At 67.8% G+C, this 25,941-nt stretch carries 21 protein-coding genes and 1 pseudogene; 10 read left to right on the top strand and 12 right to left on the bottom strand.

The window, feature by feature from the left end:
• Nucleotides 1-152 precede the first annotated feature (152 nt).
• Nucleotides 153-374: pseudogene (locus ACH4NX_RS37390) on the top strand (VOC family protein); the annotation flags it as partial.
• A gap of 66 nt (nucleotides 375-440) precedes the next feature.
• On the opposite strand, the gene ACH4NX_RS37385 reads toward ACH4NX_RS37390, so the two are convergent.
• Entirely contained in the window at nucleotides 441-743 is a 303-nt protein-coding gene (locus tag ACH4NX_RS37385; protein WP_398130296.1) for a hypothetical protein, read from the bottom strand.
• Nucleotides 744-964: 221 nt separating this feature from the next.
• On the opposite strand from ACH4NX_RS37385, the gene ACH4NX_RS37380 reads away from it, so the two are divergent.
• From ACH4NX_RS37380 to ACH4NX_RS37370, 3 genes are all read left to right on the top strand, one after another.
• Nucleotides 965-1,849 carry an alpha/beta hydrolase gene (locus tag ACH4NX_RS37380; RefSeq protein ID WP_351400578.1) on the top strand — a complete coding sequence of 295 codons (885 nt, stop codon included), beginning with the start codon at nucleotides 965-967 and terminating at the stop codon, nucleotides 1,847-1,849.
• Between the two features lie 149 nt (nucleotides 1,850-1,998).
• Nucleotides 1,999-2,466 (top strand): carboxymuconolactone decarboxylase family protein, encoded by a 468-nt coding sequence (locus tag ACH4NX_RS37375; RefSeq protein WP_398130295.1) that lies wholly within the window; start codon nucleotides 1,999-2,001, stop codon nucleotides 2,464-2,466.
• Between the two features lie 181 nt (nucleotides 2,467-2,647).
• Nucleotides 2,648-3,466, top strand: coding sequence for an SAM-dependent methyltransferase (locus ACH4NX_RS37370; protein ID WP_351400580.1), 819 nt, complete (start codon nucleotides 2,648-2,650; stop codon nucleotides 3,464-3,466).
• 120 nt (nucleotides 3,467-3,586) lie between these two features.
• Here the strand turns inward: ACH4NX_RS37370 and ACH4NX_RS37365 are convergent, their stop codons facing one another.
• A complete protein-coding gene (locus ACH4NX_RS37365) occupies nucleotides 3,587-6,007 on the bottom strand; it encodes a PQQ-binding-like beta-propeller repeat protein (protein ID WP_398153387.1) in 2,421 nt (806 codons plus the stop codon).
• Between the two features lie 197 nt (nucleotides 6,008-6,204).
• Here ACH4NX_RS37365 and ACH4NX_RS37360 point away from each other — a divergent pair, with 197 nt between their 5' ends.
• A complete protein-coding gene (locus tag ACH4NX_RS37360) occupies nucleotides 6,205-6,639 on the top strand; it encodes a VOC family protein (protein ID WP_398130293.1) in 435 nt (144 codons plus the stop codon).
• Nucleotides 6,640-6,818: 179 nt separating this feature from the next.
• Here ACH4NX_RS37360 and ACH4NX_RS37355 read toward each other — a convergent pair whose 3' ends face one another.
• Nucleotides 6,819-8,960, bottom strand: a complete 2,142-nt coding sequence (locus tag ACH4NX_RS37355) for a hypothetical protein (RefSeq protein WP_398130292.1) — start codon at nucleotides 8,958-8,960, stop codon at nucleotides 6,819-6,821.
• A gap of 1,071 nt (nucleotides 8,961-10,031) precedes the next feature.
• On the opposite strand from ACH4NX_RS37355, the gene ACH4NX_RS37350 reads away from it, so the two are divergent.
• Nucleotides 10,032-10,514 carry a helix-turn-helix domain-containing protein gene (locus tag ACH4NX_RS37350; protein WP_398130291.1) on the top strand — a complete coding sequence of 161 codons (483 nt, stop codon included), beginning with the start codon at nucleotides 10,032-10,034 and terminating at the stop codon, nucleotides 10,512-10,514.
• 354 nt (nucleotides 10,515-10,868) lie between these two features.
• Here the strand turns inward: ACH4NX_RS37350 and ACH4NX_RS37345 are convergent, their stop codons facing one another.
• The 3 genes from ACH4NX_RS37345 to ACH4NX_RS37335 form a co-directional block, all read right to left on the bottom strand.
• Nucleotides 10,869-11,171 (bottom strand): DUF6247 family protein, encoded by a 303-nt coding sequence (locus ACH4NX_RS37345; protein ID WP_398130290.1) that lies wholly within the window; start codon nucleotides 11,169-11,171, stop codon nucleotides 10,869-10,871.
• A gap of 151 nt (nucleotides 11,172-11,322) precedes the next feature.
• The gene (locus ACH4NX_RS37340; protein ID WP_398130289.1) at nucleotides 11,323-11,532 is read right to left on the bottom strand and encodes a DUF397 domain-containing protein; all 210 of its coding nucleotides are present in this window, start codon (nucleotides 11,530-11,532) and stop codon (nucleotides 11,323-11,325) included.
• Entirely contained in the window at nucleotides 11,529-12,377 is an 849-nt protein-coding gene (locus ACH4NX_RS37335; protein ID WP_398130288.1) for a helix-turn-helix domain-containing protein, read from the bottom strand. Before ACH4NX_RS37335 ends, ACH4NX_RS37340 begins: the two co-directional genes overlap by 4 nt.
• A 221-nt stretch (nucleotides 12,378-12,598) precedes the next feature.
• Here ACH4NX_RS37335 and ACH4NX_RS37330 point away from each other — a divergent pair, with 221 nt between their 5' ends.
• The 4 genes from ACH4NX_RS37330 (at nucleotide 12,599) to ACH4NX_RS37315 (ending at nucleotide 17,329) form a co-directional block, all read left to right on the top strand.
• Complete coding sequence (locus ACH4NX_RS37330) at nucleotides 12,599-13,246, top strand: ATP-binding protein (protein ID WP_398130298.1); 648 nt, start codon at nucleotides 12,599-12,601, stop codon at nucleotides 13,244-13,246.
• A gap of 106 nt (nucleotides 13,247-13,352) precedes the next feature.
• Nucleotides 13,353-15,431, top strand: coding sequence for a helix-turn-helix domain-containing protein (locus ACH4NX_RS37325; RefSeq protein ID WP_398130287.1), 2,079 nt, complete (start codon nucleotides 13,353-13,355; stop codon nucleotides 15,429-15,431).
• Nucleotides 15,432-15,434: 3 nt separating this feature from the next.
• Nucleotides 15,435-16,403 carry a hypothetical protein gene (locus ACH4NX_RS37320; protein WP_398130286.1) on the top strand — a complete coding sequence of 323 codons (969 nt, stop codon included), beginning with the start codon at nucleotides 15,435-15,437 and terminating at the stop codon, nucleotides 16,401-16,403.
• Complete coding sequence (locus ACH4NX_RS37315; RefSeq protein WP_398130285.1) at nucleotides 16,400-17,329, top strand: DUF6339 family protein; 930 nt, start codon at nucleotides 16,400-16,402, stop codon at nucleotides 17,327-17,329. The genes ACH4NX_RS37320 and ACH4NX_RS37315 overlap by 4 nt, the downstream gene beginning before the upstream one ends.
• Here the strand turns inward: ACH4NX_RS37315 and ACH4NX_RS37310 are convergent.
• The 6 genes from ACH4NX_RS37310 to ACH4NX_RS37285 form a co-directional block, all read right to left on the bottom strand.
• Nucleotides 17,318-18,562, bottom strand: coding sequence for a DNA cytosine methyltransferase (locus ACH4NX_RS37310; RefSeq protein ID WP_398130284.1), 1,245 nt, complete (start codon nucleotides 18,560-18,562; stop codon nucleotides 17,318-17,320). The two genes, ACH4NX_RS37315 and ACH4NX_RS37310, sit on opposite strands and share 12 nt — an antisense overlap.
• A 120-nt stretch (nucleotides 18,563-18,682) precedes the next feature.
• A complete protein-coding gene (locus tag ACH4NX_RS37305; protein ID WP_398130283.1) occupies nucleotides 18,683-19,663 on the bottom strand; it encodes a DNA cytosine methyltransferase in 981 nt (326 codons plus the stop codon).
• A gap of 148 nt (nucleotides 19,664-19,811) precedes the next feature.
• Nucleotides 19,812-22,760 carry a Z1 domain-containing protein gene (locus tag ACH4NX_RS37300; protein ID WP_398130282.1) on the bottom strand — a complete coding sequence of 983 codons (2,949 nt, stop codon included), beginning with the start codon at nucleotides 22,758-22,760 and terminating at the stop codon, nucleotides 19,812-19,814.
• Nucleotides 22,761-22,780: 20 nt separating this feature from the next.
• Nucleotides 22,781-23,602 (bottom strand): PD-(D/E)XK motif protein, encoded by an 822-nt coding sequence (locus ACH4NX_RS37295; protein ID WP_398130281.1) that lies wholly within the window; start codon nucleotides 23,600-23,602, stop codon nucleotides 22,781-22,783.
• 139 nt (nucleotides 23,603-23,741) lie between these two features.
• Nucleotides 23,742-25,274 carry an ATP-binding protein gene (locus tag ACH4NX_RS37290; RefSeq protein ID WP_398130280.1) on the bottom strand — a complete coding sequence of 511 codons (1,533 nt, stop codon included), beginning with the start codon at nucleotides 25,272-25,274 and terminating at the stop codon, nucleotides 23,742-23,744.
• 99 nt (nucleotides 25,275-25,373) lie between these two features.
• Nucleotides 25,374-25,829, bottom strand: coding sequence for a very short patch repair endonuclease (locus ACH4NX_RS37285; protein WP_398130297.1), 456 nt, complete (start codon nucleotides 25,827-25,829; stop codon nucleotides 25,374-25,376).
• Between the last annotated feature and the right edge of the window lie 112 nt (nucleotides 25,830-25,941).

Genomic DNA, 25,941 nt, shown 5'->3' with positions numbered 1-25,941 from the left:
ACGAGCACACCCGTCAAAGGTCACGCATTCGACACACGGACCCCCGTTCCCTCCCCCCGCCACCACAGCACATCCCGCCTCCGAACCGCACCCCCACACTCACTCACACACGCCAGAACACACTCATACGCAGTCAAACGCGAGCAGTTCCACACCCCACCGCCCAGATCAGCCTCTTCACCGAGGAACGCACCGCGCCCGTCGCCCCCGACCTGAGCGTGGAGGTCGAGGACGTCGACGCGGTGTACGCGCGGGTCGCCGCGTCGGGCGCGGAGGTCGTACGGGAGCTGCGGGACGAGGAGTGGGGCGTACGGCGCTTCTTCGTACGGGACCCGAACGGGCGGGTGGTGAACGTACTGACGCACCGGACCTGAACCCGGTCGGGTGGGACCTCGCCCAACCGCCGGGCGGACCTGCCGGTGAGTCCGGTGTCCCGCCGGTCAGTCCCGCCGGTCGGCGACCGCCCAGGAGGCCAGTGCCACGGCCCCGGCGACACCGAGGACGGCGGGCCAGGCGCCGACCTTCTTGGCCAGCGGGTGGGACCCGGCGAAGCCGGCGACGTACGCGGCCGTCAGCGCTCCGGCGGCCCTCCCGCCGGCCCGCTCCCGCCACCGCTGCGCGGCCCGGGCCCCGGCGCCGGCGAGTACGACCCCGCCGAGCTGCCGCTTCTTCGTCCAGCGGGCCACGCCGTACCCGCCCACGAGACCACCCGCGGCGACCACCGCGCTGGGAACCTTCGCCATGTCTGCCTCCTGCCGTACCGGCTACCGGAACCGAACCCAATCCTCGCGGGGCGCGCCGCACGCGCCGGGGTGGCCGCCGGTGCGCCGCGCGTCGGCGGCAGCGCGCAGGCCCTTCGGCCGAACACCCTGCCCCGGGCGCGTCACTTCCGGGCATCCGCCGAGTTAGGGCTGAGGGGGAGGGGAGCGGGGTAGTACGGACGGAACGAGGGAGCGAACAGCCGATGAGTACGCAGAGCCCCGGCACGGACGGGTCCCGCGCCCGGTCGGTCACGGTGGACGGTGGTGCCCGCGTGGCCTGCTGGGAGTCGGGACCACCCGACGCCGAGCCGGTCCTCCTCCTGCACGGCTACCCCGCCAACCACCACTGCTGGCGTCACCAGATCCCGCCCCTGTCGCGGCAGTACCGGGTCATCGCCCCGGACCTCCTCGGCTGGGGCGAGTCCGACCGCCCGCTGCACCTGCGCTTCGACTACGACACCGAGGTCGCCCGGCTCGGCCTGCTGCTGGACGCGCTGGAGCTGGAGCGGGTGAACCTGGTCGGCCACGACTACGGCGGCTTCCTGGCCCTCGGCTTCACCGAGACCCACCCCGAGCGCGTACGCCGGCTGGCGATCCTCAACAGCCGCGCGCACGCCTCCTTCGCCGGCCACTGGTACGCCGTCTTCAGCCTGATCAGCCTCGCCGGACGAACGCCCGTACTGCGACCGGCGGCGATGCGCCTGCCCTTCGCCGCCATCCACCGCCGGGCCTTCGCGCCGCTGGTCCGCGCGGGCCACCTCGACGCGGGCGTCCTGGACGGTTACGTCGGCTGGATGGACACGCCGGAGGGCCGCCGCCGGCTCCTCCACTTCTTCGGCGACTACCGCACCCCGCCCCGTCCCCGACTGCGCCGACGCCTCCCCGGCATCACCTGCCCGACATCGGTCGTCTGGGGCCGCGAGGACACGTACCTGCGCCCCGCGATCGCGACCGAGCTGGCCGAGGCGATCCCCGGGGCCGAACTGACGATGCTGGACGACACCGGCCACTGGGTGATGGACGAACGCCCCGCCGAGGTGACGGCGGCCCTGCGCCGGCTGCTGGCGCGAGCCACCCCGGACGGCTGAGACGCAGGTCACACCCGCCATCTCCCCGGGCCTGTCACATCCCACCCCCCGCGCTCCGTCGTAGCGGTGTACACCCAAGGGCGCGAGCGACAAGCCCGAAGACCGAGCCCGACAGGCAACTCGCTTGCCGATGACCGGAGGAAATCATCATGGAAGCCCGTCTCAACATGTTCACCAGCCCGCTCGCCGGCAAGTTCCTGCGGCACATCAACTCGGCGGCCAAGACCCTGGAGTCGTCGCTGCCGGTCACGACCCAGGAGCTGGTGAAGATCCGAGCCAGCCAGATCAACGGCTGCGGTTTCTGCCTCGACATGCACACCAAGGACGCCGAGAAGGCGGGCGAGACCGCTCTGCGCCTGAACCTGCTCGCGGCGTGGCGGGAGGCCAAGGTCTTCACCGACGCCGAGCGCGCCGCCCTGGAACTGACCGAGCAGGGCACCCGTATCGCCGACGGCGGCGGCGTCACCGACGAGGCCTGGGCGAACGCGGCCGAGCACTACGACGAGGACCAGCTCACCGGTCTGATCGGACTGATCGCCGTGATCAACATGTACAACCGCATGAACGTCATCACCCGCCAGCCGGCGGGCGACTACGTGCCGGGCATGTTCGGCTGACGCCCGCGGGCCACCGGCGGACGGCTCGCCCCCGAGGTCCCGGGCGGGCCGTCAGGCCGCACGGCCGTCAGGCCGCACAGGCGTCAACTGCCCCGTCTCCAGGGCTTTTCACGCCACCCGTACGGCGGCGGCACTAGGTTGGTGTCCGGATCACTCGAGCCAACCCCTAGGAGACCCTGCCGTGTCGGACACCAACTCCCAGGTCGCTGCCAGCGCGGAGATACGGGCCCGGATCGACACCGCCACCCCGCACTCGGCCCGCTTCTGGAACTACTTCGTCGGTGGCAAGGACAACTACGAGGTCGACCGGGAGATCGGGGAGCAGATCAAGGAGATCTTCCCCGGCCTCGTCGACGTGGCCCTCACCAGCCGGCTCTTCCTGGGACGCGCCGTCCGCCATCTGGTCCGGGAGCAGGGCATCCGGCAGTTCCTGGACATCGGCACCGGGCTCCCCACCGCCGACAACACCCACGAAGTGGCGCAGCGCGCGGCTCCCGACGCCCGGATCGTGTACGTCGACAACGACCCGATCGTGCTGACCCACGCCAACGCGCTGCTCACCAGCACCCCCGAGGGCCGGACCGCCTACCTGGACGCCGACCTCTACGCGCCCGACACCGTCCTGGAGGCCGCCGCCGGCACCCTCGACTTCTCCCGGCCGATCGCCCTGATCATCCTCAACACCCTCGGCCATGTCGCCGACTACGACCAGGCACGCGACCTGGTACGACAGCTGATGGCGGGCCTCCCGTCGGGCAGCTACCTGGTGATCAGCGACAGCACCGCGACGAGCGAGGGCATGATCGCCGCCTCGAACGCCTACAACGCCAGTGGCGCGACGCCGTACCACGTGCGCGAGGTCGAGGAGATCGCCGGTTTCTTCGAAGGGCTGGAGCTGGTCGCTCCCGGTATCGCCCAGGTCCCGTCCTGGCGCCCGGACCCGGACGCTCCGGGCACCGCCGCCGTCGACGCCTACTGCGGAGTGGCGCGCAAGCCGTGAGGCCGGCTCGTCCCGCTCACCTGGTGCACCGCTGAACCGGCGGCGTGAGCCCAACCGGTGCGGCGTCCGGGGCCGCGTCGCCGCCCCGGACGCCGTGACCAGGCCGATGGGCGCCGCCCCTCACCCGGCCGCGCCGGGCCCGGGTGCGCCGAGTGCCACCGCTCGCAGTTCGTTGCCCGGGCTGCCGGAGCTGAAGTAGAGCGTGCCGTCCGCGACGACCGGAGTCGCGGATACCGGGCCCTCGGACCTGTAGGCCCACAGCTTGCGGCCCGTGGCGACGTCGACGGCGTAGAGCTTGTGGTCGCGGTTACCGACGTAGACGGTGCCCGCGGCGACCGTCGGAGCCGTGGACGAGTCGCCGCCGAGGGTGATGGTCCAGCGTCGCTTTCCGGTGGCGGCGTCGACGGCGTACAGCTTGTCCGAGTAGCCGCTGATACAGACGGTGCCGCCGGAGACGGCGGGCCGCACGGTCGCCCGTTCACCGGTGCCGAAGGTCCAGCGCTTTCGGCCGGTGGCGGCGTCCACGGCGTACAGGGTGCCGTCTTGGCCGCCGGCGTAGACGGTGCCGTCCGCGACCAGCGGGGCCAGGTGGAGACGCTGCCGCGGCTCGGGGAGCGACTTCCCGCCTGTGGGGACGGCCCAGCGTTCCCGGCCGGTGGCGGCGTCCACGGCGTACAGGGTGCCGTCCTGGCCGGCGACGAAGACCGTGCCGCCCGAGACCACCGGGGGCGGCACGTTGGCGAAGTCCGCGGAATAGGTGAAGGCCCAGCGTTCCCGGCCGGTGGCCTCGTCGACGGCGTGCAGCCTGGCTTCGATGTGCTCGGCGCCGGTGCGTCTGCGGCTGAGGAAGTGGACGATGCCGTCGGCGACGGTCGCGGACATGCCCACCCTGCCCTCGGCCGCCACCGGGGAGCTCCAGCGCTTGCCGCCGGTGCCGGCGTCGATGGCGTACATGTTTCCGTCGCTGCTGCCGAAGTAGACCGTCCCGTCGGCGACGGCCGGGGGGTGACCGGTGCTGTCCGTGGGGGCGTCGAAGGCCCAGCGGCGCCGGCCGTCGGCGGCGTCGATGGCGCGCAGGCCGCCGGACTGGCCCACGTAGAGGGTGCTGCCGACGACCGCCACCGGGGAGGACGTCGTGAAGTCCCCGAGGGCCCAGCGCTGCTCGACACCGGCCGGGGGTCTCTCGGCGGCGTCGGCCCTGTCGCTCCGCACCTTCAGCAGGGTGAAACCGGCGCCCACGGCCGCCACACCGCCCAGGGTGCCCAGCACCCGGCGACGGGTGACGACCGGCGGGTACGGGACCGTGGAGGGCGGTGACGGTGACGGGCGCATGTCCGCCGGTTTCGGAGTCACCGGTATCCGGGGCCGCTCGGGCCTCACCTCACGTGCGGGTGGCGCCAGCGCGGTCGGAGGATGGACCGGAGCCGGGGGCACAGCCGGGGGCGACTGCGGGCCCGTCCGGGTCGGCGCGTGGTGGGGCGCGGGTTCGCCACCGCCGGACAGCGGCGTTCCCCGCCGCCGCTCGTGCCGCTTTCCCTCTCGCTCTCCCTCTTCTTGGCCCTGTACCTGTTCCCGCTCCCGCTCGTATTCCCGCTCCTGGCCGTGCTTTTGGGGGGCCGCGGTGCGGGTGTGCGCCCGTTCCCGCAGTACGCGGGTCACCGGCTCCGGCAGCCAACCGCCCTGTGACAGTGGCCGGGACGCCTCCTGCCCCTCGTCCGACAGGCTTCGCCCGAGGTCGCGCACCAACGCGGCCACGGAGGGCCGCCGTGCCGGGTTCTTGGCCAGACAGCGCCCCACCACATCGGCCAGCACCGGCGACAGGCCGCTCAGGTCCGGCTGCTCGTGGACGATGCGGTAGTTCAGCGCCTGGGCCGCGCCGGCTCCGAACGGGCCGGAGCCGGTGGCGGTGAACGCCAGCACCGCCCCGAGGGAGAACACGTCGCTCGGCGGCCCGACCTCACCCCCCACCAGCTGCTCCGGCGACATGAAACCCGGCGTGCCGATGACCGCCCCGGTCTGCGTCAGTACGCTCGCGTGCGCGCTCACCTCGGCCAAGACCGAGATCCCGAAGTCGATGACGCGCGGGCCGTCCGCGGCGAGCAGTACGTTCGACGGCTTCAGGTCCCGGTGGACCACGCCCGCGTCGTGGACGGCCTCCAGCGCCTCGGCCAGCCCGGCCCCCAGCGCCAGCACGTTCCTCTCGGGCCACGGCCCGTGCTGTCCGACCGCCTCGCCCAGGGGCATCCCCGGTACGTACTCGGTGGCCAGCCACGCGGGGGAGCCCTGCGGGTCGGCGTCCACCACCGCGGCGGTGAAGAACCCGGTGACCCGCCGGGCCGTCTCCACCTCCCGGGCGAACCGCCGCCGGAACCCGGCCTCCTCGGCGAGCTCCGCACGCACCACCTTCACCGCGACCGACCGGCCTCCGGGCGAACGCCCGAGATAGACCCGGCCCATGCCTCCCGCCCCGAGCCTGGCCACGATCCGGAACCGGCCCACGCGACGCGGATCCGTCTCCTCCAGCGGTGCGAACACCGACACGCCCTCCCCACCCAAGCGCTCCACGGGCCGTAACCGCTGCCGCCCCGGGACCGGCCCGAGAGCCGGACCCGGAACACGGGCACGACGACGCACACTACCCACTCGGCCGGGAAGATCAACAGGTCCCCGCCCGCCCGGCAACACGCGCACCCGAAAAGGGAAATGAGCAATCGGACCTCACTTGCTATCGTGCGCCGATGTCATCGATCAGGCAGGTCCAAGTCACCTTCGACTGCGCGAACCCCGAGCGCGTCGCCCGCTTCTGGTGCGAGGTGCTCGGGTACGTCGTACCGCCGCCCCCGGAGGGCTTCGCCACGTGGGACGATTTCGATCGCGCCCTGCCGCCCGAGCAGCAGGGCTCGGCGTTCGCCTGCGTGGACCCCTCGGGCGCGGGCCCGCGACTGTTCTTCCAGCGCGTCCCCGAAGGCAAGGTCGTCAAGAACCGGGTCCATCTCGACGTACGAGCCGGTACCGGGCTCGTGGGCGAGGAGCGCCTCGCCACGCTCCAGGCCGAGTGCGACCACCTGGTCGCCCTCGGCGCGACGTGCGAGCGAGTGATGGTCGCCGACGAGTACAACGAGTCGTGCATCGTGATGCGGGACGTCGAGGGCAACGAGTTCTGCCTCGACTGAGCGTCCGCCGAGACGGTGGGCCCCGGCCCGTGACCTGCTGCCGCGCGGCGGCCGGCAGCAGGCCCCGCCGACGCTCCGGGCGCCGACGCTGCGGGCGCCGGTGCTGCGGGCGCCGACGCTGCGGGCCGGGGGCGGGGCTGTCGACGCGAGGCCTCCCACTCCACTCCCGGCCCGCTCCGTCACGATCCGGAGCTCAGCTGGTCCGTGATCTCCTTGATCCATTTGACCTTGCCCGCCGAGTTCCGGAGGCTCGCCTCCCACTCCTCCCGTTCCATGTTGTGCTTCTCGGGGCCGGCCTTGAGCGCTACCAGCAGCTCCAGGGCGGAGTGGCGCAGTTCGGGCGCCACGTCGGGACTCGACGCCATGTTGTAGATCTTGTGCGCCGCCAGCTGGCGCTTGTGCCTCTCCACCTTTTTCCAGACCTTCATGGCGTGCTTCAGCGATTCCCAGGTGGGCTTGGCCACCGGCGTCGGCTCGCCCTCCGGCGTATAACGCTCGGGGTGGTGCTCCTGCTGGAAACGCTTGTGGGCCGCCCGGCCGCCCTTGTAGCCGGCGACCGTGACGACGAGGCCCGCTCCCACCGCGGCGATGATCCAACCGGCCGGGTTGCTCCCGAGAGTTCCCGCGGCGATCGTGGTCGCGGTCACGATGCCGGCCGCGCCCTTGAGGCCCTCGCCCACGACGCCGCCCGTCGCCTCCTTGCCGATCTTGAAGGCCTGCTTCCTCTTCGCGAACTTCTGCATCTCGGCCAGCGTGCCCACGTCGCGCAGGGCGCGGTCGTAGGCCTCCCGGGTGTCGCGTGCGCGCTCCTCCGCCGCGGTGGAGGCGGCCAGGGGCTCGCGAACCTGCTCGGCCCACAGCTCGGCCGGCCGGCCCGCGTTGGCCGCCCTGATCGTCTCCACGGCGTTGAGCGCGTTGTTGGCCTGCTGGTACGCGCCGTTCGCCTCGCCTGCCAGCCGGGCCAGCAGCTCGGCGTGGACGGCGCGGTTTTCGTCCCCGAGCTTCTTCAGATTCCTGTACTTGCTGGACGCTCTTCCGACCTTGCCCATGGCGCGGATGCTCTTCGCCAGACCGGCGATGGCGCTGAGAATGCCGCTCGCTTCGGCGGCGGTCGCGGTGTTCGCCGCCCCTTGGAGCTTGACCGCGTCCTTGGCGATGGCGCCGCTGTTGGCACCCGTACTGGCGACGCTGACACCCGCGTCGGTCGCCTTGGTCTTGCCCTTCTTCCTCGCGTTGTGGTGCCCGGCTCCGGCCCTCTCCTTCAGGGACGTCTTCAGGTTCCTGAGCGAATCCGCGACGCTGGCCCCGAGGGAGAGGAGCTCCGTGAGGGTGCTCAGCGACGCCCCGGACACGCCCGTGGCGGCGGCGTCGTGCTTCAGGGCGGCGGCCCCCGACGCGCCGGAAGCCCCCCCGGTAGATGTGCCGGGCTTCGGGGCGGCGCTCTCCAACGCGGTGGCCTCCTGACCGAGGCCGGCGGCGGTGGGGGCCTGGACACCCTTACCCAGCGCGTCCGTGGGCTCGAGGAGCCTCTTCCCCTGATCCGCGTTCTCGGCCACCGCCTTGAGACGCTCACTCCTCTTCTCCGCGGCGGCTTCCGCCCTCTCCTCCGCGGCGCGTGCTTCCTCGGCCGCGCGGGCTTCCTCCTCGGCGGCGCGTGCGGCTTCGGCGACGCGTGCCGCTTCCCTCTCGGCGGCGACGCGTGCGGCCTCCGCGGCGCGTGCGGCTTCTTCGGCGGCGACGCGCGCGGCTTCCGCGGTGCGTGCTTCCTCGGCCGCGCGGGCTTCCTCCTCGGCGACGCGTGCGGCCTCCGCGGCGCGTGCGGCCTCCTCGGCGGCGATACGCGCCGCTTCGGCGATGCGCGCCTCCTCCGCCGCGCGAGCTTCTTCGGCGGCGACGCGTGCGGCTTCGGCGGCGCGTGCCGCTTCCTCTTCGGCGAGGCGTGCCGCTTCCGCCGCGCGTGCTTCCGCGGCGGCCCGCGCTTCGTTCCTGGACGTTTCGACGTGGTCCCGGAAACGGGGGTCGACCTCCATGTCTCCGAGGCCGGATTCCGAGCCGCGCCGGGTGCGGCCGGCCGGGGCACGCCGGGCGCCGGGGCTGGAGCCGCTCCGAGTGCGCCCGGCCGGGGCGGTGCGGGGTTCCGTGGTGCTCTCGGGGGTCGCGACGCGTTCCGGGCTGCTGGTGGTGTGCTGGGCCTCGGCGTACGAGTCGCGCCGGGCGCGTTTCCGGGCACCGGTGGTGTGCGGGGCTTCGGAGTCCGAGTCGCGGCGGGCGCGTTTACGGGTGCGGGCGGCCGGGGTTTCCGTGACGGCCTCGGGCGTCACAGCGCGATCCGGGGTGACCGGCCTGGGCGTTTCGGCGCGCTCCCGGAAACGGGGGTCGAATTCCAGGTCTGCGAGGCCGGATTCCGAGCCGCGCCGGGTGCGGCCGGCCGGGGCACGCCGGGCGCCGGGGGCCGAGCTGGGCCGGGCGGTGTCGGTTTCCGGGGCCCGTTCCAGGGTCCTGCCCCTGGCGCGTTGCACCGTAGCGGCCGCAGCACGGTTGCCGGCACTGGACTGGAGTCTGAGTAAGGCCTGCTCCGCCGAGGTCCCGGACCCGGAGGAACTTCCCGCCCGGCTTCCCGCCCGGCTTCCCTCCCGACGCTCCCGCGCCGCTGTCAGTGCGGCTACGGACGGCTGTTCGGAGGTGCGGTGGGCAGGGGTGCTCATGGACATACCTCTCCAGCTGCCGGACCGGGCGAGGCGAAGGTAGCCAGGCACGGCGAACGGGAGGGGTGCGGAGGGGAAACACCGTACGGACGCACGCGGAACGGGTCAGCGTCGCGGCGGACCGCCAGGGCGCCGGCGCACACTACGAGTTCACTGAGGCCCAGGCACCGCGCTCACCTGTACGCGAGCGCGTGGTGAGGGCCCTGGGGTTGCTCGGCCGCCGCGCATGTGGCGGTCCGTGGACATCTGACCCGAGCATCGACGGACCTCGAAACCCGAGCTGTCGAAAGCACGCCACAGCGGCGGGAGAGCCGAACGGCCGCCCGTCACGTGTGCCGCCCTCAGCCCAGTACCGGCATCAGCCACGCTTCCCTGAAGAGCGTCCGCCGCAGCGGCCCGGCAGCCGGACGTGCCGGCCAACCGCGAGTGCCTCGGGGACGGGAGGCACGGTGGGTCCCTTGACCTATAAAGACAGGCGATGGCGGCCACGCCGCTGACGTGCAGGAACACAAAACCGCTCTTCCAATGCTGGATACGACCATTCAGACCTGTATAGATGGCCTAGGCTATGCAGCACCGAATCGTTCCGCATCGGTGCTGGAACAGACGAGTCAGCGCTGCATGCTTTCCATTCACCCTTGGGAGTACTCTGTGCGTGCGGCCCGGCGAGTGACCCGGATCGAGACCGTGAACAAGGGGACGGGCGAGGTGAACGACTTCACCGTCCACTCGTCGGTCTCGGCCGCTCACGCCCTCTGGTTCAGGGGAGGAGGCTTCACCACGATGGGTTACGCGGCCCACAACGCCCTCGCCGACGCCGACCTCAGCGTCAGCGCCTACAAGCTGTTCCACAAGATGTGCGCCCTCCAGAACCGCAAGGACCACGGTCTCGTCCTCGTCGAGAGCCAGGTGAGGTTCGCCGAGCAGGTGGGCATGTCACAGGCGTCCGTCTCACGCAGCCTCAAGCAGCTCGCCGCCCAGGGCTTCATCTACCGTGAGGGCCGCAACTGGCGTATCCGGCCCGACTTCGTGTTCAACGGCAACGGCGCGGCCCAGGGCCAGGCCATGCAGAACATCCCCGAGGGCACACCCGACCCGTATGCCGGCACGCGCACAGACCTGACCGTCATCGACGGCGGCAACGAGGACCGGACCGACGACCGGGCGTGATGCTCCGCAGAGAGCAATGGACACGGTCGCGGCGTGCTGCCGAGAGAGCCCTGCGGCACGTAGGTCGACTGACCTACTCGGAGGTCCCGTCGTCCGGGGTCACCGAAGTGATCGCGACCGTTGGTGGTGGAGGTGCCGGTGTGTACACGTATGCCACCGCGAGCCCCGGTACGTCGGAAGTCGGCTCGATCCTGGTCTTGCGTACCTCTATGCCGTCCTGACCACGCGGTCCGAGAAGCACTCCGAGGCGGGGCACCAGCTCCAGTTCCCGTCGTAAGGCTTCCAAGGCCTGCTCCGCACCGAGTTCTTTCGCCCGTTGGGCCGCTCGCACTGTGACGGCTGCGATGACGCCGCTCACTCGCCCCGCGCCTCCCGCTTCAGCCGCATGGCGAGATCGATGCCCTCCTGGACGGCGATGTCGAAGTCGGGATCCTGGTACAGGCGGATCCGCCCCCGGTAGTCCACGATCACCGCGGCCACGGCCTTCAGGTCGGTCTCCGAAGACGCCTCCAGCGCGCGCTGCAGGTCGGTCTCGAAGGCGTCCCGATCGCCGGGAAACCCGTGGCCGGAAAGCAGAGCAGCTCTTATGTCGCCGATGGTCTTCAACGGCAACGGTGCGGGAAAACCGCTCTCCGCATGCTGTGCGCTCACGATCATCTGCTCCTTGGTCTCCTCTGCCCTACGTGGAGTGTCCTACAGGTCCGCGCCGGTCGCAGGCCCCGCTCAGGCGCCTCTGACACCGCCGAATGGCGACACTGTCCGCTCGGCCGGCCTGTGCGGTGCGCCACCGCACCGCAGCTCCGAGGGCCTACGCCCAGCCCCGACGCACCGCGCGCGTGAAGGAACGCCACGCGGGAGCCCCTACGGCTGTGACGTGTCCATCGGCGATCTTCGTGTCGCGCAGGAGTATCCGCCCACCGTCAGCGGCGCACTCGACACATTCGCCCCCCGCACCGTTGCTGTACGACGACCTGAACCAAGCAAGAGACGGCTCGGTACCGCTGGGACCGATGTTCACCGTGCCCACTCCTTCACCACGTTCCTGATCAACTGAATGCTCTGTCGAGGACTCAGGGCCGCCGCCCTCAACTCGTCGAAGGCCCTGTTGTACTCGCGGACATGAGGCTCCCCTTCCAAGTACATCGCATCGGTGATGCCGTCCCGGTACACGATGTCCGGGTCTTCGGGATCCGGGAAACCCAGCATGGTGAACTGGCCCGTGGTCGGGCAGGTACCGGCATCGAAGGGAAGCACCTGAAGAGTCACGCTCGCCTTCTGCGCGACGTCCAACACATGTTCCAGTTGCGCTCGCATCAGCTCGCGATCGCCGATGACCCTGCGCACTGCTCCCTCGCTCACGACGAACCAGCAGTCGGGAGCGTCGGGAGCGCTGAGCATCGACTGGCGCTCCAGACGTACCCGCACGGCACGGTCGATGTCCTCGGGAGGCAGGTACGAGCCGCAGGTGTGGAGCTCACGTGCGTACGGCTCGGTCTGGAGGAGTCCGGGCATCACCTCGCACTGGTACTGACGCAGGGCGGAGGCGTCCTGTTCGAGACCGATGTAGATGGAGAACCACTCGGGCACGCCGGAGCCGTGGACCTGCCACCAGCTGCGCGTCTTGGCCTGCCGAGCCAGCGACTTCAGGAACTCGCGCAGCTCGTCCGTGGTCTCGTAGAAGCGGCACAGAGCATCGATGTCGGACGGCTGTACCCGCCCACTGCCGGTTTCCATGCGATTGACCTTCGAGCCGCTCCAGTCCAGCGACGACCCCACTTGGGCGCAGGTCAACGCGTTCTGCTCCCGAAGCTTCTTCAGCTCGATGGAGAGCCGACGTCGGCGTGCCGTCGGTGAACCGGCCATGTGAACCCCCTTCTTGACGAACGGCGTTCAGTCTCCGCGCCAAGGGCATCACGTGCCAATCACTCGATCGTGGGATTCTCTCCGTGCACATTGCACGACGGGATTTGTGCCGGCCATTCTGTTGACGCCGAACGGCACGGGGCCCGATGGATCGGAGCCTCCGACGACGGCCGAGTGAACCGGCAGCGACGAAAGGCTCGAAGGTGATCCCGAAGGCGTGCATGGTGCGATCCCCGTACGTTGTGGAATTCACTGCTCAGGAGGAAGAAGTCGCAGAGCTGCGACGCAAGGTGCGGACGCGACTGGACACGTGGGGACTTCAAGGCCTCGTGGACGAGGCGCAACTCTGTGTGAGTGAGCTGGTGGCCAATGTCATCACCCACGTCGGAGCAGGTACTCCGACCACCCTGGCCGTACTGATGAACGGCACGTTCCTCCGCATCGAGGTACACGACCCGGACACCCGCGCGTTGCCCACGTTGGTCGCCGCGGACGTACAGGCAGAGGCCGGGCGCGGTGTGGCGCTTGTCGACGCGGTCACCGACCGTTGGGGTGTACTGCTCCACGCCGACCGGAAGGTGACCTGGTGCGAGCTCGCCACGGCGCCCGAGACTCGGCCTGAAGCCGGCAGCACCCCGCAAGCAGCACGGGCGGTGGCGCTGATTGATCTCTACGGTGCAGCCGGACCGCCGAGCCACTCGCGTTCGGGCCGGCTGTGGGCCACCGAAGCGGAGGAGACGGTGATCCTCATCATCACCGACCTCCTCCACTGGCTTCGGGCGCATGGGCGGGACACGGACGAGGTGTTGGACCGAGCACAGATGCGCATCGATGCCCTGGAGGAGCTGAGTCGGCAGGTACACGCGTGACCCTCGTGGGGTTCAAGTCGCCCCACAAACGAAATTGTTGCACGCGGCTCACCGCAAACGTCTTTTGCTATCATCTGTTGCTCCACTTGGTTGACTTGGGGGCACGGTGGAAGCAACGGACCAGCGACAGGATTTCGGGGCCTGGCTCGAGAAGCAGCTGCGGCTGCGTCAGATGACACAATCGGCGCTGGCAGAGGCCCTTGCAGTCACGCCGGCTGCGGTCTCTGCCTGGGCCACAGGCCGTGCTGAGCCTCGCGAGGACAGGAAGCGAGCGATAGCCGCTGCCCTCGGTGTTGACGAGGAGACGGTGCTGCGCCGTGCCGCCGAGGTGCTGTCCTCAAGTGCTCTCAAATGGCATCACCGACCGGCACATCGTGACGGCGGGCGGGAGTTTGGCAATGCTGCGGCCTTTGCCTTCGACGCGGACCTGGCTGTGCTCGCGCGTGAAGCCACGCAGAACAGTCTCGACGAGCAGCTTGATCCGCAGAGCCCTGTACGGGTCCGGTACACCCTCGAAGAATTGTCGGGCGAGTACTTGCGCACATTCCTCGATGCGCTCCAGTGGGATGAGATACGCCCGCACTTCGAGGCCTCCGCCACGGGCCGGCACAAGGTCGGAAGGGTCATCGCGGAAGGGCTTCGCGAGATGACCGAGTCCGACTCTCTACTGCTCCTGCGCGTGGACGACTACAACTGCACGGGCCTGACGGGCCCGGATTACGGGGACGACAGCAAGTTCGCCGCCGTTCTCAGAGACCAGCTCAACAGCCACAAGGGCAACAGCATGGCCGGAGGTTCTTACGGGCTGGGGAAGATCACGCTCTGGGCGACCAGCCGACTTGGACTCGTTCTGGTCAACAGCACCCTGTCCAGTTCCCACGAGGGTCGTACGACTCGTCGACTGTACGGACGCCTCGAGCTGCCCTGGCACAGCAGGGACGGCCAGAACTTCGCAGGGCTGGCGGGCTTCGGTGAGACCGACACCGAGCCCGGACGAGAGGGCACGGCCCGCTCTTGGTGGGCGGACGAGACGACGACCGGAGCTCTGCATCTGGAGCGGGAGGGACGTGATCCGGGTACGTCCTTCCTTGTCGTCGGTGCGCACGATGCGGCAGGTGATGCGCAGACACTCCAGGAGATGCACGAGAAGTTGGTCAGGGCGCTCGCCGACAACTTCTGGGCCGCCATGACCGCGGCCAGGGACAGCAGTCCGGTCCTGGAAGCCTCGGTAACGACTCTGCGAAATGGAAACGTGGTCATTCCCGAGCAGCGGGTCGACCCGGCCGTCTACCAGCCCGCCCGTACCCGGGCGCTCAGCGCCTACCTGAACGGCGAGGCCGTCGAGCAGCGGACCGATACCACGCAGGTGGCCGTGGCGTACGTTCCGCTTCAGGTGCCCCCGGCGAAGGGTGGACCGCGCAAGAACGAGGAGCACAAGGCCGTGCTCCTTGTCACGGCAGCAGATGACGATGACCGGGAGCCGAACCGCCTGGTGTGTATGCGAGGGAACCGCATGACCGTCATGACACGGCGAGTGACCGACCTACCGCTCGGTACGGATGCCTTCCAGGCGGTTCTGCTGGCGGGGCGGGCAACCGGATCGCACGACCCAGAAGCACGTGCGGCGGATCAGTTCCTGCGCACTTCCGAGCCGCCCGAGCACAATGACTGGACCAAGACGGAAGACCTCGTCACCACCTATGTCCGTGGTGCCAGGCAGCGCATCGAGGACTTCCGCAAGGACATGCTGGTCGCAGTACGTCTGCTCGTCGGTCGCCGTGAGCAGGTGAAGACCGGTGGGCCGGCAGTGTTGCGGGAATTGCTGCGCATCGACGCGCACACCACGGGAGCCCGCCGGCCGGACAGGTATCCGGTGGTGCGCCATGTGGAGGGCAGTGTCGACGCACGGGGTGCCTGGAACGTACGGGTCGAGGTCAAGCTGCCGAGGCGCACTGATCCCTGGTCGATGACGCCGACTGCCCGGTTCGACGTACGGTCGGGCTCCAGACCCGCGATTTCCTGGGCGAAGCTCATAGCAGGCGAGAACTGCCGAGTGGAGAACGGCGTGCTCCACTTCGAGGCGGGGGCCACCAGCGCTTCGTTCGAAGGTGTCACAGACGTGTCCAGTCATCCCGTGACAGGGCGAATGGCGCGCGTGGTCGTCGACCTTCAGAAGGGCAGGTGACCCGTGAACACCGTTTTCCCCTACCAGGTCCTGACCGGTGAGATCAGGATCGAGGTCACTTCCGTGAAGCTCGACGGCCGACCGCTCCCGCTGTCCATGATCTCGCGGGATCACAAGGCCGTGGCACTTCACGAGGTAGAGCGGTCCAGGTGGGACGAGGCTCGCTTGGACCTGCGGGTCGTCCTACCGGAGAACGAACTTGCCGAGGGGCCCTGGGACGACGTGGTTTGCCTAGCGGCCCTCACAGAGTCCGCGACGAATGCAAGGACGACCGTCCGGCTACGGCGCTCGGACGCGGGTTGGTGGACCGGCAGCCTTGTGTTCTCCCGCGACGCCCACCTGACACGCGCCTCCCTCACGGTCGCGGTGGCGGCCACGGTGGACGGCGAGTCCGGTCGGCTCATCGGCACTGCGGAGGAACCCTGGACCATCGAACTGGATGAGCGTGTACCCGCACGCAAGCAGGAGCTGAACATCCACGAGACGGACTTCCGCCACGGCCCCGAGACATGGTTGCGAATGTTCCAGGATGCCCCCTGGCTGGTCGAGACGACTGGTGACATGCCCACCGTGCATCTCAACACCGGGTTTGAAGGCCTTGTCGAGTTCTTGAACGGCGGCGGAGCGCCCGTGGAGAAGGCAGTACGGGGCATGCTCGCCGCACAGATCGCGGCCGAGGCGTGGACGGCCATGTTCAACGCGGCAGTCGATGAACTGGAATGCGACAAGACTGGAAGACCGCAATGGCCCACAGGATGGCGGGACGGTGTTCTTCGCTCCATGCTGCCCGACGTCCTGCCTGACCTCTCGATCTCGGACGCGCTGATGGAGGTCCACCTGCGACTCACCGAGGGCGGTTGGCAGGAATTGCAGCCTCGAATCCAGTATGCGGCGGCCCGACGGGCCAAGACGCCCAAGAGCATAGCCAACGGCCTGAGAGCCATGAGCCGTGACGTGGAGACGGAACGATGAGTGCTGCGCCCCTCGATCTCCCCGAACAGATCGCGCTACTGCCTGACATCGTCGCGTCCAAGTACCTGACGCGTAGCGTGCTCGCGGGAAGTGAGAGACCGCCACAGCTTGCCCTGCTACGGGGGAGCGAGCCGATGAGTAAGCCAGCGATGCGATGGAGCGTCGAACCGCTGCGTCAGCTGGTAGACGTCGCCATGCGCCGGTACGGCGGAGACCGGGCGTCAGCAGACGCCTGGCTGGCGCCGAGACTGCACGCGACTCTCAGAATCACCAGGAGGGAAGCGGCGGATACGAGGATATGGAACTTCCTGGCCATGGTGGTGGCACCGGACTATGTGCTGTGGCGACACAAGGGAGTGACCAAGGAGGGGGAACGGGCGACCGCCGACCGCTTCGTCGGCCTCCACTACAATCAGACCTTCGCCCGCCTCTGGTGGGCCGCGGAGTTGTTCAGGGACGGAGACGACTATGAGCCGGTTCACCTGGCTTGCAGCGTTCAGGACATTCTCAACACGACGCTGCGCCTGGCGGTCATCGATCACCGTCCCACGGCACGTGCCTTCGTTCGCCTGATGGAGAAAGGGCTGGTGCGCACGGGCCGTGATGTGAATGCGCTGGGAACAGCGATCAACACGGCCGCCGGCACGCTCGTCTACGATGTCCTCGCTCCGGATGAGGCGCCGGACGCCGACTCGCGCCGCTACTGGATAGACGAGGCGGAACACGCGGGGCCAGTGTCCCTGGACAACCTCCCCTTCGGTCCCGATGACGGCTGTGTCCCGAGCGACTCCGTCGACGAGTTGGTCCGACGCTTCGCACAACTCTTCGCCGAGGCTCCGGTAAGGGGGAAGGAGGAGGGGCGGGAAGGAACGGAACGGCCCAGGAACGAGGGAGTCAGCCTCGCCAAGCCGTACTCACCGTTCTAGGCGCGCGTGAATCACTTGTGCCAATGCCTTCCCCAGCCCGATCGGCACCGCGTTGCCGATCTGCCGCGCGATCTGGACCTTGGAGCCGAACCACTGGAAATCAGCCGGAAAGCCCTGGATGAGAGCAGCCTCGTAGTGGGTGATGGGCCGGTGGTGCTCGGGGTGTAGGTAGCGCCCCTTCTCGGGCTTGTAGAACTCCGTGCGGATCGTGACGGCCGGGCGATCCGCGTGCATGCGGCCCATGACGTCCCCGGAGCCGGTCTTGTGCTTGTCCCAACTGGCTGTCGAGAGATACGTCTTGACGCCATCAACCTCGTCGTACTTGCCCGTGAGGTTGTGTCGGTTGCCGCCGGGGGGGATGGCTCGATACCGGGCCAGTGACAGTTCCGTGGGATTGCGGCCGATGTGGAGTTCGGTCGTCCGGTACGGGCCGGGCAGCAGGATGCCCAGAGGTTTGTCGGTGCGCTCCGGCAGGTCGACGGACGGAGTCTCGGCGGGCGTGTGATCGAACACCTCGCTCTGGACCGAGACCCAGGGGAGCGGCTCCGCGGACGCGCCCTCCTCGACTTCGAAGCGGGCCTGCGGTGAAGTCGCCGTGTCACGGGTGTGGGTAGGACGCGGGTGCTTCAGCGGTTCACCGAGATCATTACGTGTGGCGATCACGATGGCGCGCCTGCGGGCCTGGGGCACGCCGTAGTCGGCAGCGTTCAGGATGCCCGAGCGGAGCGTGTAGTTGGAGAGGTCGCCTCCCTCGGAGGTGGCTTCCTGTAGGTGTTGGAACTCCCGGGACGTCAGGAAGCGGTCCACGTTCTCCAGAACGAAAATCTTGGGCTGGATGGTCCGAACCACCCGCACATACTCGGCCCACAGTTGGTTCCGCGGGTCTTCGGCCTTGGGCTTCTCGGGGTTGTTCCGGTGCAGGGCTGAGAACCCCTGGCAGGGCGGCCCGCCCATGATTACATCGACCTGGCCGGTGTATGACGAGGGATCCCAGGTGGCGATGTCCACATTTGCAACATGTGCGCTGCCGAAATTGGCGGCATATGTGGCCGCCGCCGCCTCGTCGAACTCCACGGCGGCGACGGACCGGAAGGGGGATGATCCGGGGCCAGTCGGCTCGTAGGCGCGAAAACCTGCGGAGAAACCGCCTGCACCCGAGAAGAGGTCGACCACCGTGATCGAGGAGTCCGCCGGCATTGTACCGGCTGTCTTGACGGTCTTGTTGGTGGCCATGGGATGAGAGTCTAATGGTGGCTCGTTCAGGACCCGAACCAACCCCAAGGAATGACTAAGAGTGACTCGACTTGCACTCAACGCGATTAAGGCTCGATGATCGGTGCCCGACAATCGCGATCAACGTCCCAGAGCCACGGCAATCTGCCTACCTAGCGCGGCAGCCACCGGGGGCGGTGTCGTCTGGCTGATCTGTCGATAGGCCGAGGTCTTCCGCCCGGTGATCTGCCAGCTGGGCTCGAATCCTTGCAGTAGGGCCACTTGGTTGACGGTCAGGCGGGGCAGGCCGAAGCGGGGAGCGATTTCTGCATCCAGCCGGAAGTCGGGTCCGGGCACGGCGTCCGCGATGCTGCCGCCGTAGATTCCCCAACGCGCCCAGATGGCTTTGGCCCGGCTCGCTCCCAGGTCCGCGCCCCCGCGCCCCGCCGCCCCGCCCATGACCAGTGGCGCCGGCTCGCAGGCGCGTGCGGCCCACTCGGCCGCGCCGGTCCAGCCGCCGGACCCCATCGACGCCGACAGTGTCTCGCCCAGGGTCGGGCATGGGCCGGACACCGGGGACGGCCACTCGAAACGGGCCATGTCCTCGGAACGCATGGCGACGATGAATGCATGAGACCGATGCTGTGGCACCGCGAAAGAGGTGGCGTCGAGGACCGTGGAGACCATCTCGTAGCCGAGGTCTTCGACGGCCTCGCGGACCTTGACACGTTGCGCCTCGAACTTGGGAGCACGAAGGAATGTGGGGATGTTCTCCAGAAGAAGGACCCGGGGACGTACGAAGGAAGCCATGTCCAGCACGGCTTGAAGGGTGTCTCGTGAGTCGCTCGTGGCGAGTTGCTTCCCCGCAATGGTGTAGGGGGAGCGGGGCAGGCCGCAGCTGAGGATGTCTGCGTGGTCGAGCGGCGCGTGATCCAGTGGATTCAGGCGCTTCAGGTCGGCATGGATCACATACCAGCCGGGACGGTTTTTCGAGACGGTCCGGCAACTGTCCTCGTCGATGTCCACGGCTGCCGTCACCTCGAAGCCTGCTTGCTCGAGGCCGATGGCTTGTCCTCCCACCCCTGAGCAAAGTTCGACGGCCGTGAATTGCTGGTCGCCCATATAGTCGCTCCCCCTCGGATCATCGCTCCGTCGTGAGACGTGCCTTCCGGCGGCAGGATCTCAGATGTGAGGGGCGCAGACGTACGGCGCACTGCGGGCTCTGTGCCACCGGGCGAGCCCGCAGTGCCACTGTGATGAGGTGGCTGAGTTAAACCTGCTGACGAGGGATGATGGCGTTGTTCGACGAATCGATCGTGGTGAAGACGACTGCCTTCCCGTCTCGCCCGTGAGCCGCCGCCGGAGCAACGAAGGCGAAGGCCATGACCAACTTGCCGGAGTCGATCCGGCCTGAGGCCTCGACCTCGTCCCTGTGCTGAGGCTCGACGACGGGATACAGCGACACCACTCCGCGCCGCTCCGCCACGTGACGCTCGGTCGCGCCGTTGCCACCCGCAGGGAAGGCGCCGGCGATGCGATAGGCGCTGGGGCGGTGCTTCGGTTCGCTGATGGCGCTGAAGAGCGGGCCGCGTCGACGCTTGCGACTGAACCAGGAGTACGAACGCTCGGACGAGTCGATCGCCAGCTTCTTCTTTCCGGTCCTGTGCTGCGGGGCGAGGACGAGCCAATCGTCCACCTGGGGTGTCGAGCCCCCACAGATCTCGGTCAGGTAAGCGAGGTGGGGGGCAAATTGGCTGTCCGCACCCCACTTGAGTGACTGCGCGAGCGCGAGGAACCCCTCACCGGAAAGGGAACCGGTGAACGCGTCGAACCCGAAGGTCTCGCCGTCGGTCGAATACTCGAACGTGGTGGGAGCGATCGAGAGGGATTCGAGCACGGGCAACCACAGGCCCGTGTTGTGCCGCAACGCGGGCGCACCCGCGGGGTAGGCGGTGGGCTCCTCCCACCTACCGGGCGTCCGCTTGTTGACCAGTCGAGCATTGAACATCTTGTTCTTGCTCGCGGGTGGAAGCCAGGACAGATGCTGCGAGACGAGCGGCGGCACCTGAGCGGGAGTCACCTGAGCTCGCCCGTCGACAAATTCCGAGTACTGTCGCAACTCCTGTCGAAAGGCTTCTTCATCGCGGCAGATCGCCTCGAAGGCCTCATAGAGGTCGACATCCCTGGCCTTCATGGTCTCCTCGCGTCCCAGGTACAGGCGGACGAGATCTCGGTAGCCCTTGCGGAAGCCGAACCAGCGCCCCATCTGCATCAACGTGGAGGCGTTGTTCGTGAGGCGTCGGTAGTAGGTGACGGTGAGGCCTTCGACGGTGAATCCACGGGCCAGTTTCTGCCCGCCGATCAGGATCTTCCAGATGGACCGCTTGTCGAAGTCGGCCTCGCCGGTCTCGATGTCCTTGTCGCCGTTGATGACGATGATCGGGTGGTCGTCGCCCCCGATCCGAATGGCGGCGGCACCGATGTGGGTACTCAGCTCCTCGTACGTGGCCGGCACTGCGTGGCCGTCCGCGCGCACTCGGGACACCGGGAGTACATCGTTCTCGAAGAGCTTGCGCAAACGCTGGTGGCCGCGTTCCCCCGAGTAGCCGGCGTTCCACCAGAGCCTGGTCACCCGTGCCAGCAGTTCACGGTGGTCCGCCGTGCGCACGCTCTCGTGGATGAGCATTGTGTGGTGTTGGAAGTAGCGGTCGCCCAACCCGTGCACCTCGCGGTACAGCTTCATCGCGGCCGTCAGGACGAACATGTCCATGGCTTGCTGAAGCGGCTCGTCGTCCTCCTCGTCAGAGAGGATGATGCCGCGGACATGGGCCTTCTCGTTCGAATTCGCGAAAGTGCGCTCCGCTTCAGGGATCGCCGAATCGAGATCGTGGAAGTCCTGGACGCCCATGTAGCCCGCGGGTCGCGGTAGGGAGACGATGAAGTCCTTCGGGAAGACGTCCTCCGTGTCGCCGGGGTCCACGAAGACGTTGGCGAAAGGGGTCGCGGTATATCCCACGTACTGGGCCCGGGGCAGTATGCGGAGAAGCTCTGAGATCTTCTGATTGATTGCAGTGCGCTCGGCGTCCGGCTTACGGAGGTTGGCCGTGTTGACCGATGCCTCGTCGGACTCGTCATCGATGATGAGCACCGGAATCTCGGTGAGCGGGGTCTTGATCTTGTTGAGGTCCTTGACCAGTTTGGTGAGGACGCTCTTGTTCTTCTTCACTACCATCAGACGCGCCGAGGCGCGATGGAGATTGTGCGGTTCGTACAGTGGAAGATTAGGCTCCTGCTTTTCGAACTCGAGCGCCACGATGCCCTGGAGAAGGCTCTTGTAGTCGTTGTCGCGCGTCGTCATGCGAACGATGTCAAAGGCTCCCCGAGTGGACGGGAGTGCTTCGTGCGACAGGAACTTACCCATCGGCCAGGCGGGGTCGTCCGCATAGTCGGATTCGTAGTCCGCCGCTCCGCGCAAGATGTTCTCACGACCCACGAGCTCCATGTCCAGGCGTCGTTGGGTCTGCGCACGCAGATGGTTGAGTGTGCCGCCCAGGACGATGATCAGTCGATAACCGGCGTCAATAGCCTTGGCGATGACCGCCGTGAAGTTCGCGGTCTTACCGGACTGTACGTATCCGACGACGAGACCCTTGGTCTGGTAGGCGGCTTCATCGATCGGGTTCGCGAGTCTTTCGACGACTCGGTCCGAAGCTTGATCGAGAGCGGCGACTGCGGTTTCGGGCCATTCCTTGCCCTCGCTCAGCATTCGTCGGTAGGCGGGCCAGTACCACGCCCGGCCCTGCTGCGACTGAGGGGTGTACCACGGAGTGAACTCGTCGCTGATTACGACCGTTCCGTCTGCCCGGGGAACAGGAATCAGCGAGGTCAATAGTTCTCGGGTGTCGTCCTGGAGGGCCAGCAGATCGTAGACGGCGACTCGACGCTCGACGGACCTGGGTGCCGTATCAGACCAGTCGGGACCTTCCAAGTAGTCCCACTGCGTGAGTTGCTTGCGCCAAAGGTCCACCAACTGGTCCGTGGAGTGCGACAAGTCGAGCGTCCGCTGAAAGTCCGTCTCGCGAGCGAGATCCTCTGCCTCGGGGCCTTCATCCTCCGCCTGGTATTGCAGGGCGCGTTCCAAGTTCTTAGGTCGGCCGGCCTGCATACCGCCGAGTGCCGACCGGTGCAACGTGAGTCGTAGGATTTCTGCGTTGTTCATGGACAGCGTTCCTCGGTATCTCAGGGGAGTCGGAAGTGACTCAGAAAAGGCGGCGGAGTGAGCGTAGGCGTCAGCCCTGTGACGTCTATGACGTATTGGACGCCGGATATTCTTTCCCGGACGAAGTTGGTGAGTTCCGACGCGTCCAGCCGCGGCAGTGCGGAGGAGTCGAGGAGGGCCGGGGCGGAGCGGACTGACCACTGCTCGTCGTCCTGGGTGTCCGTCCAGCCGGCCGAGGCCAGTTTGCGGTCGAGGTGGTCGAGTACGGCTGGCGCGCGTTCGCCGACTGCGGAGCGTACCGATCGGACGCAGCCCGAGAGTGTACGTCCGGCCGCGCCGCCTCGAGTGAGCTGTATCGACATGAGCCACAGCGGACGTCCGAGCTTGGCTTCCAATTGACCGAACCCGTGGATCGTGTGCTGGCGGGTCTCCGTCGCCGTCGTCTTTACCTCGAGGTCGAGTTCGGGCAGACCGAAATCGTGTTCTTCACCCTTCGGCCCGGTCCAGGACCGCACGGCGGTACTCCAGCCGTATGCTGCGGCGACTGAGCACATGGCACCGAGTTCACCCATCAAGCCGAGACGTTTCTGCATGTCCAGGCCGTGGGGCCGGCTCAGCAGTGAGCTCCAACCTCGAATGGTTTCCGCGTACGCCTGGTCCAGTGTGCGCCCGTGGGCCACGATGCGATCCGCTACCGCCGTCAGCAGGTCGTGGAAGTCGCGCATCAGAGCGACCTCGGTGGTGCTGATGCGCGCCAGCCGCATTCCCCGCTCCGCTATCTGATCGATGCGGATCGTCGGCAGGATCGACCGAGGCGGGCGGCCCCCACGGTCCAGCTCCACGTGGAGGGCTATGTCCCGGCCTCCATGACCGACGACGTACGAGACCTGTGGGTGCGTGGAGCGCGCTGAGAGAGGGAAGGTCGTTGCCTGCTTCCTGCCGAGGAAGTGCTCGACCTCGGACCAGGGCACGTGGGGGCAGTCATTCATCGTCGCCGCCTCGCTGGGCCTCGGCTCTGGCTGCCGCGACCAGGATCGACTGCCACAGTTGCAGGTTGTCCTTCTCTCGACTTCCGCTGTATTCCTTTTCGAAGACCTGGTGCAGCACGAGCCACATCAGGGCCTTGAGAAGCGGAACGTCGTTGAGGCCTCCTCGACGCCCACCCAGGATCGCTGTTCGATACTGCTGGTTGAGGACCATTGTCCGGTTCTCGCGGTCGATGTCGAAGAAGAGGCCGTTGTCGAGCTTCTGCCAGCGGACCGCGATCGGCTCCTCGTGAGGTATGAGGGGCAGCTCTTCGGTGATCGCCTCGCGAAGTCCCGGGTCGAAGCCGCGCCCCGGCGGAATCACCGCCCTTCGCGTGGTGCTGGTGCGTCTGCGAGCCTCCCGGTGGACGGCGTCCGCAGCCGCCAAGTAGTCGAGGAACGTGCGGCCCTCTGCGTCGGTGGCCTTCTCCAACGCCGAGGTGAACTCGGAAGAGGCCTGGACTTCCGACTTCTTCACGGTCAGACCGAAGACGTCATTCGCTACATCCGGCAGATCGACTGACACGCGTGCAAGGGACAGGCGCTGTTCGGGCTGCCGGAAGTTGTTCCAACTGCCTGCCTGCACCAGGCGATCGTGTCGGTAGAAGTAGAAGCCCTGTCGTTCGATGACCGAGCCGACAGCCTTGTACTCGTCGACCGTGGATCTGGGGGTCCAGATGTGTGCCTCCAACCGTACGTCACCGACGGACGGGACAGGAGCCAGGAATGTCCGCGGGTATTCGGGATCGCCACTCACCGGGTATCCGAACGGATCGAGAGGCTCCACGCCGAAGGCCAGATAGACAGTGCTGGTGCGTACGTCTTCGACCGCGATGGTGATGTTGAAGTCGTCCCGTGACAGGAAGCGGTGCAGGTGCAGTCCCAGGTGCAGTCCCAGTTTGTTGATGGTGCGTTGCACATAGCGATCGGTCTGGCCGCCGCCACCGTGCTTGGGAAAGTCCTTTACCCCGTCCCACCGAACCACGGTGCCCTGCCACGTGATGGGCCGCCCCGCGTAGCGGTCGAGGAGGGCCTGAGCGTACGACGGGTCCACGATGTCGCACTGGAAGCCCGAGACAGCTCGCTCCATCAACCAACGCCGTCCCGTGGCGCGGGTCCGCTTGGTCGTGCTGACGACAGTGACCGCCGATGCATGACTCAGGGACGCCGACTTCAGACCGGTACCGAACATCCCCAACGCGTCATCCGCGTAGTCGCGGCGACCACCGACGGTCATGGCGACGTCCAGGCCATCGTCGGTCATGCCCTTGCCGTCGTCCACGACCAACAGGCTGACCAATTGGTCGCCGTCCCGAAGAAAGTGGATCACGACATCCTTGGCGCCGGCATCGATCGAGTTGTCGACCAGGTCGGCGATGGCCACTTCGAAGGCGTACCCCTGACTACTGAGAGCTTCCATGTAGCGTGCTTCAGGGGGCAGAAATTTGCTTCCGGCCGTGGGGACGTCGAATTGCCAATCCGTCTTCATCTACTCGCCTCGGGGTCAACGGTTTGATGCGATCAATGGCGACCGTAGCGCCAGGCTCGGACATTGGGTGAAGAGCCCACGCGTCTGCTTGAGCGGCGCTCAGTCGTCACCCCTCGTGCGGGCATCCGGACCGTTCACGGCCCTCCTTGCCTCTTGTACGGCCAGAGCGATGGCGTCGGGGGCCTCGTGCTCCCAGAACCGGAGGACGGTCCACCCTTCCTTGCGCAGGTGTTCTGAGGTTTCACGGTCGCGCGCCATGTTCTTGTCCAACTTGGTCCGCCACCATGCGGCATTCGCCTTCGGGTGCGTTGCGTGCTGGGGGCAGCCGTGCCAGAAGCAGCCGTCCAGGAAGATCGCAACGCGTGCCTTGGTGAAGGCGATGTCGATCGTGCGACGTGGCATCCCGGGAACGGGCATGTTGACCCGGTACCGCAGACCGGCGGCGTGCAGTAGACGACGTACGGCGATCTCGGGAGCAGTGTCGCGGGAGCCCTGTCGGCTCATGCGGGCGGACACGGCGGCAGAGGAGGGCACAACACCGGACACGGCATCCATTGTGCCGGCCGGCGGGTCGGCACAGACGCTCAGTGTGGAGGTCGCTCGGGGAGAGGGATGTCCGGACGTCACCTCCTGTGGCACTCCTGGTCAGTGTTTCCGACCCACGCCG

The organism is Streptomyces sp. NPDC017225 (genome assembly GCF_044331465.1).
Taxonomy (GTDB): Bacteria; Actinomycetota; Actinomycetes; order Streptomycetales; family Streptomycetaceae; genus Streptomyces.
This window is presented reverse-complemented; position numbering and strand designations above follow the sequence as displayed.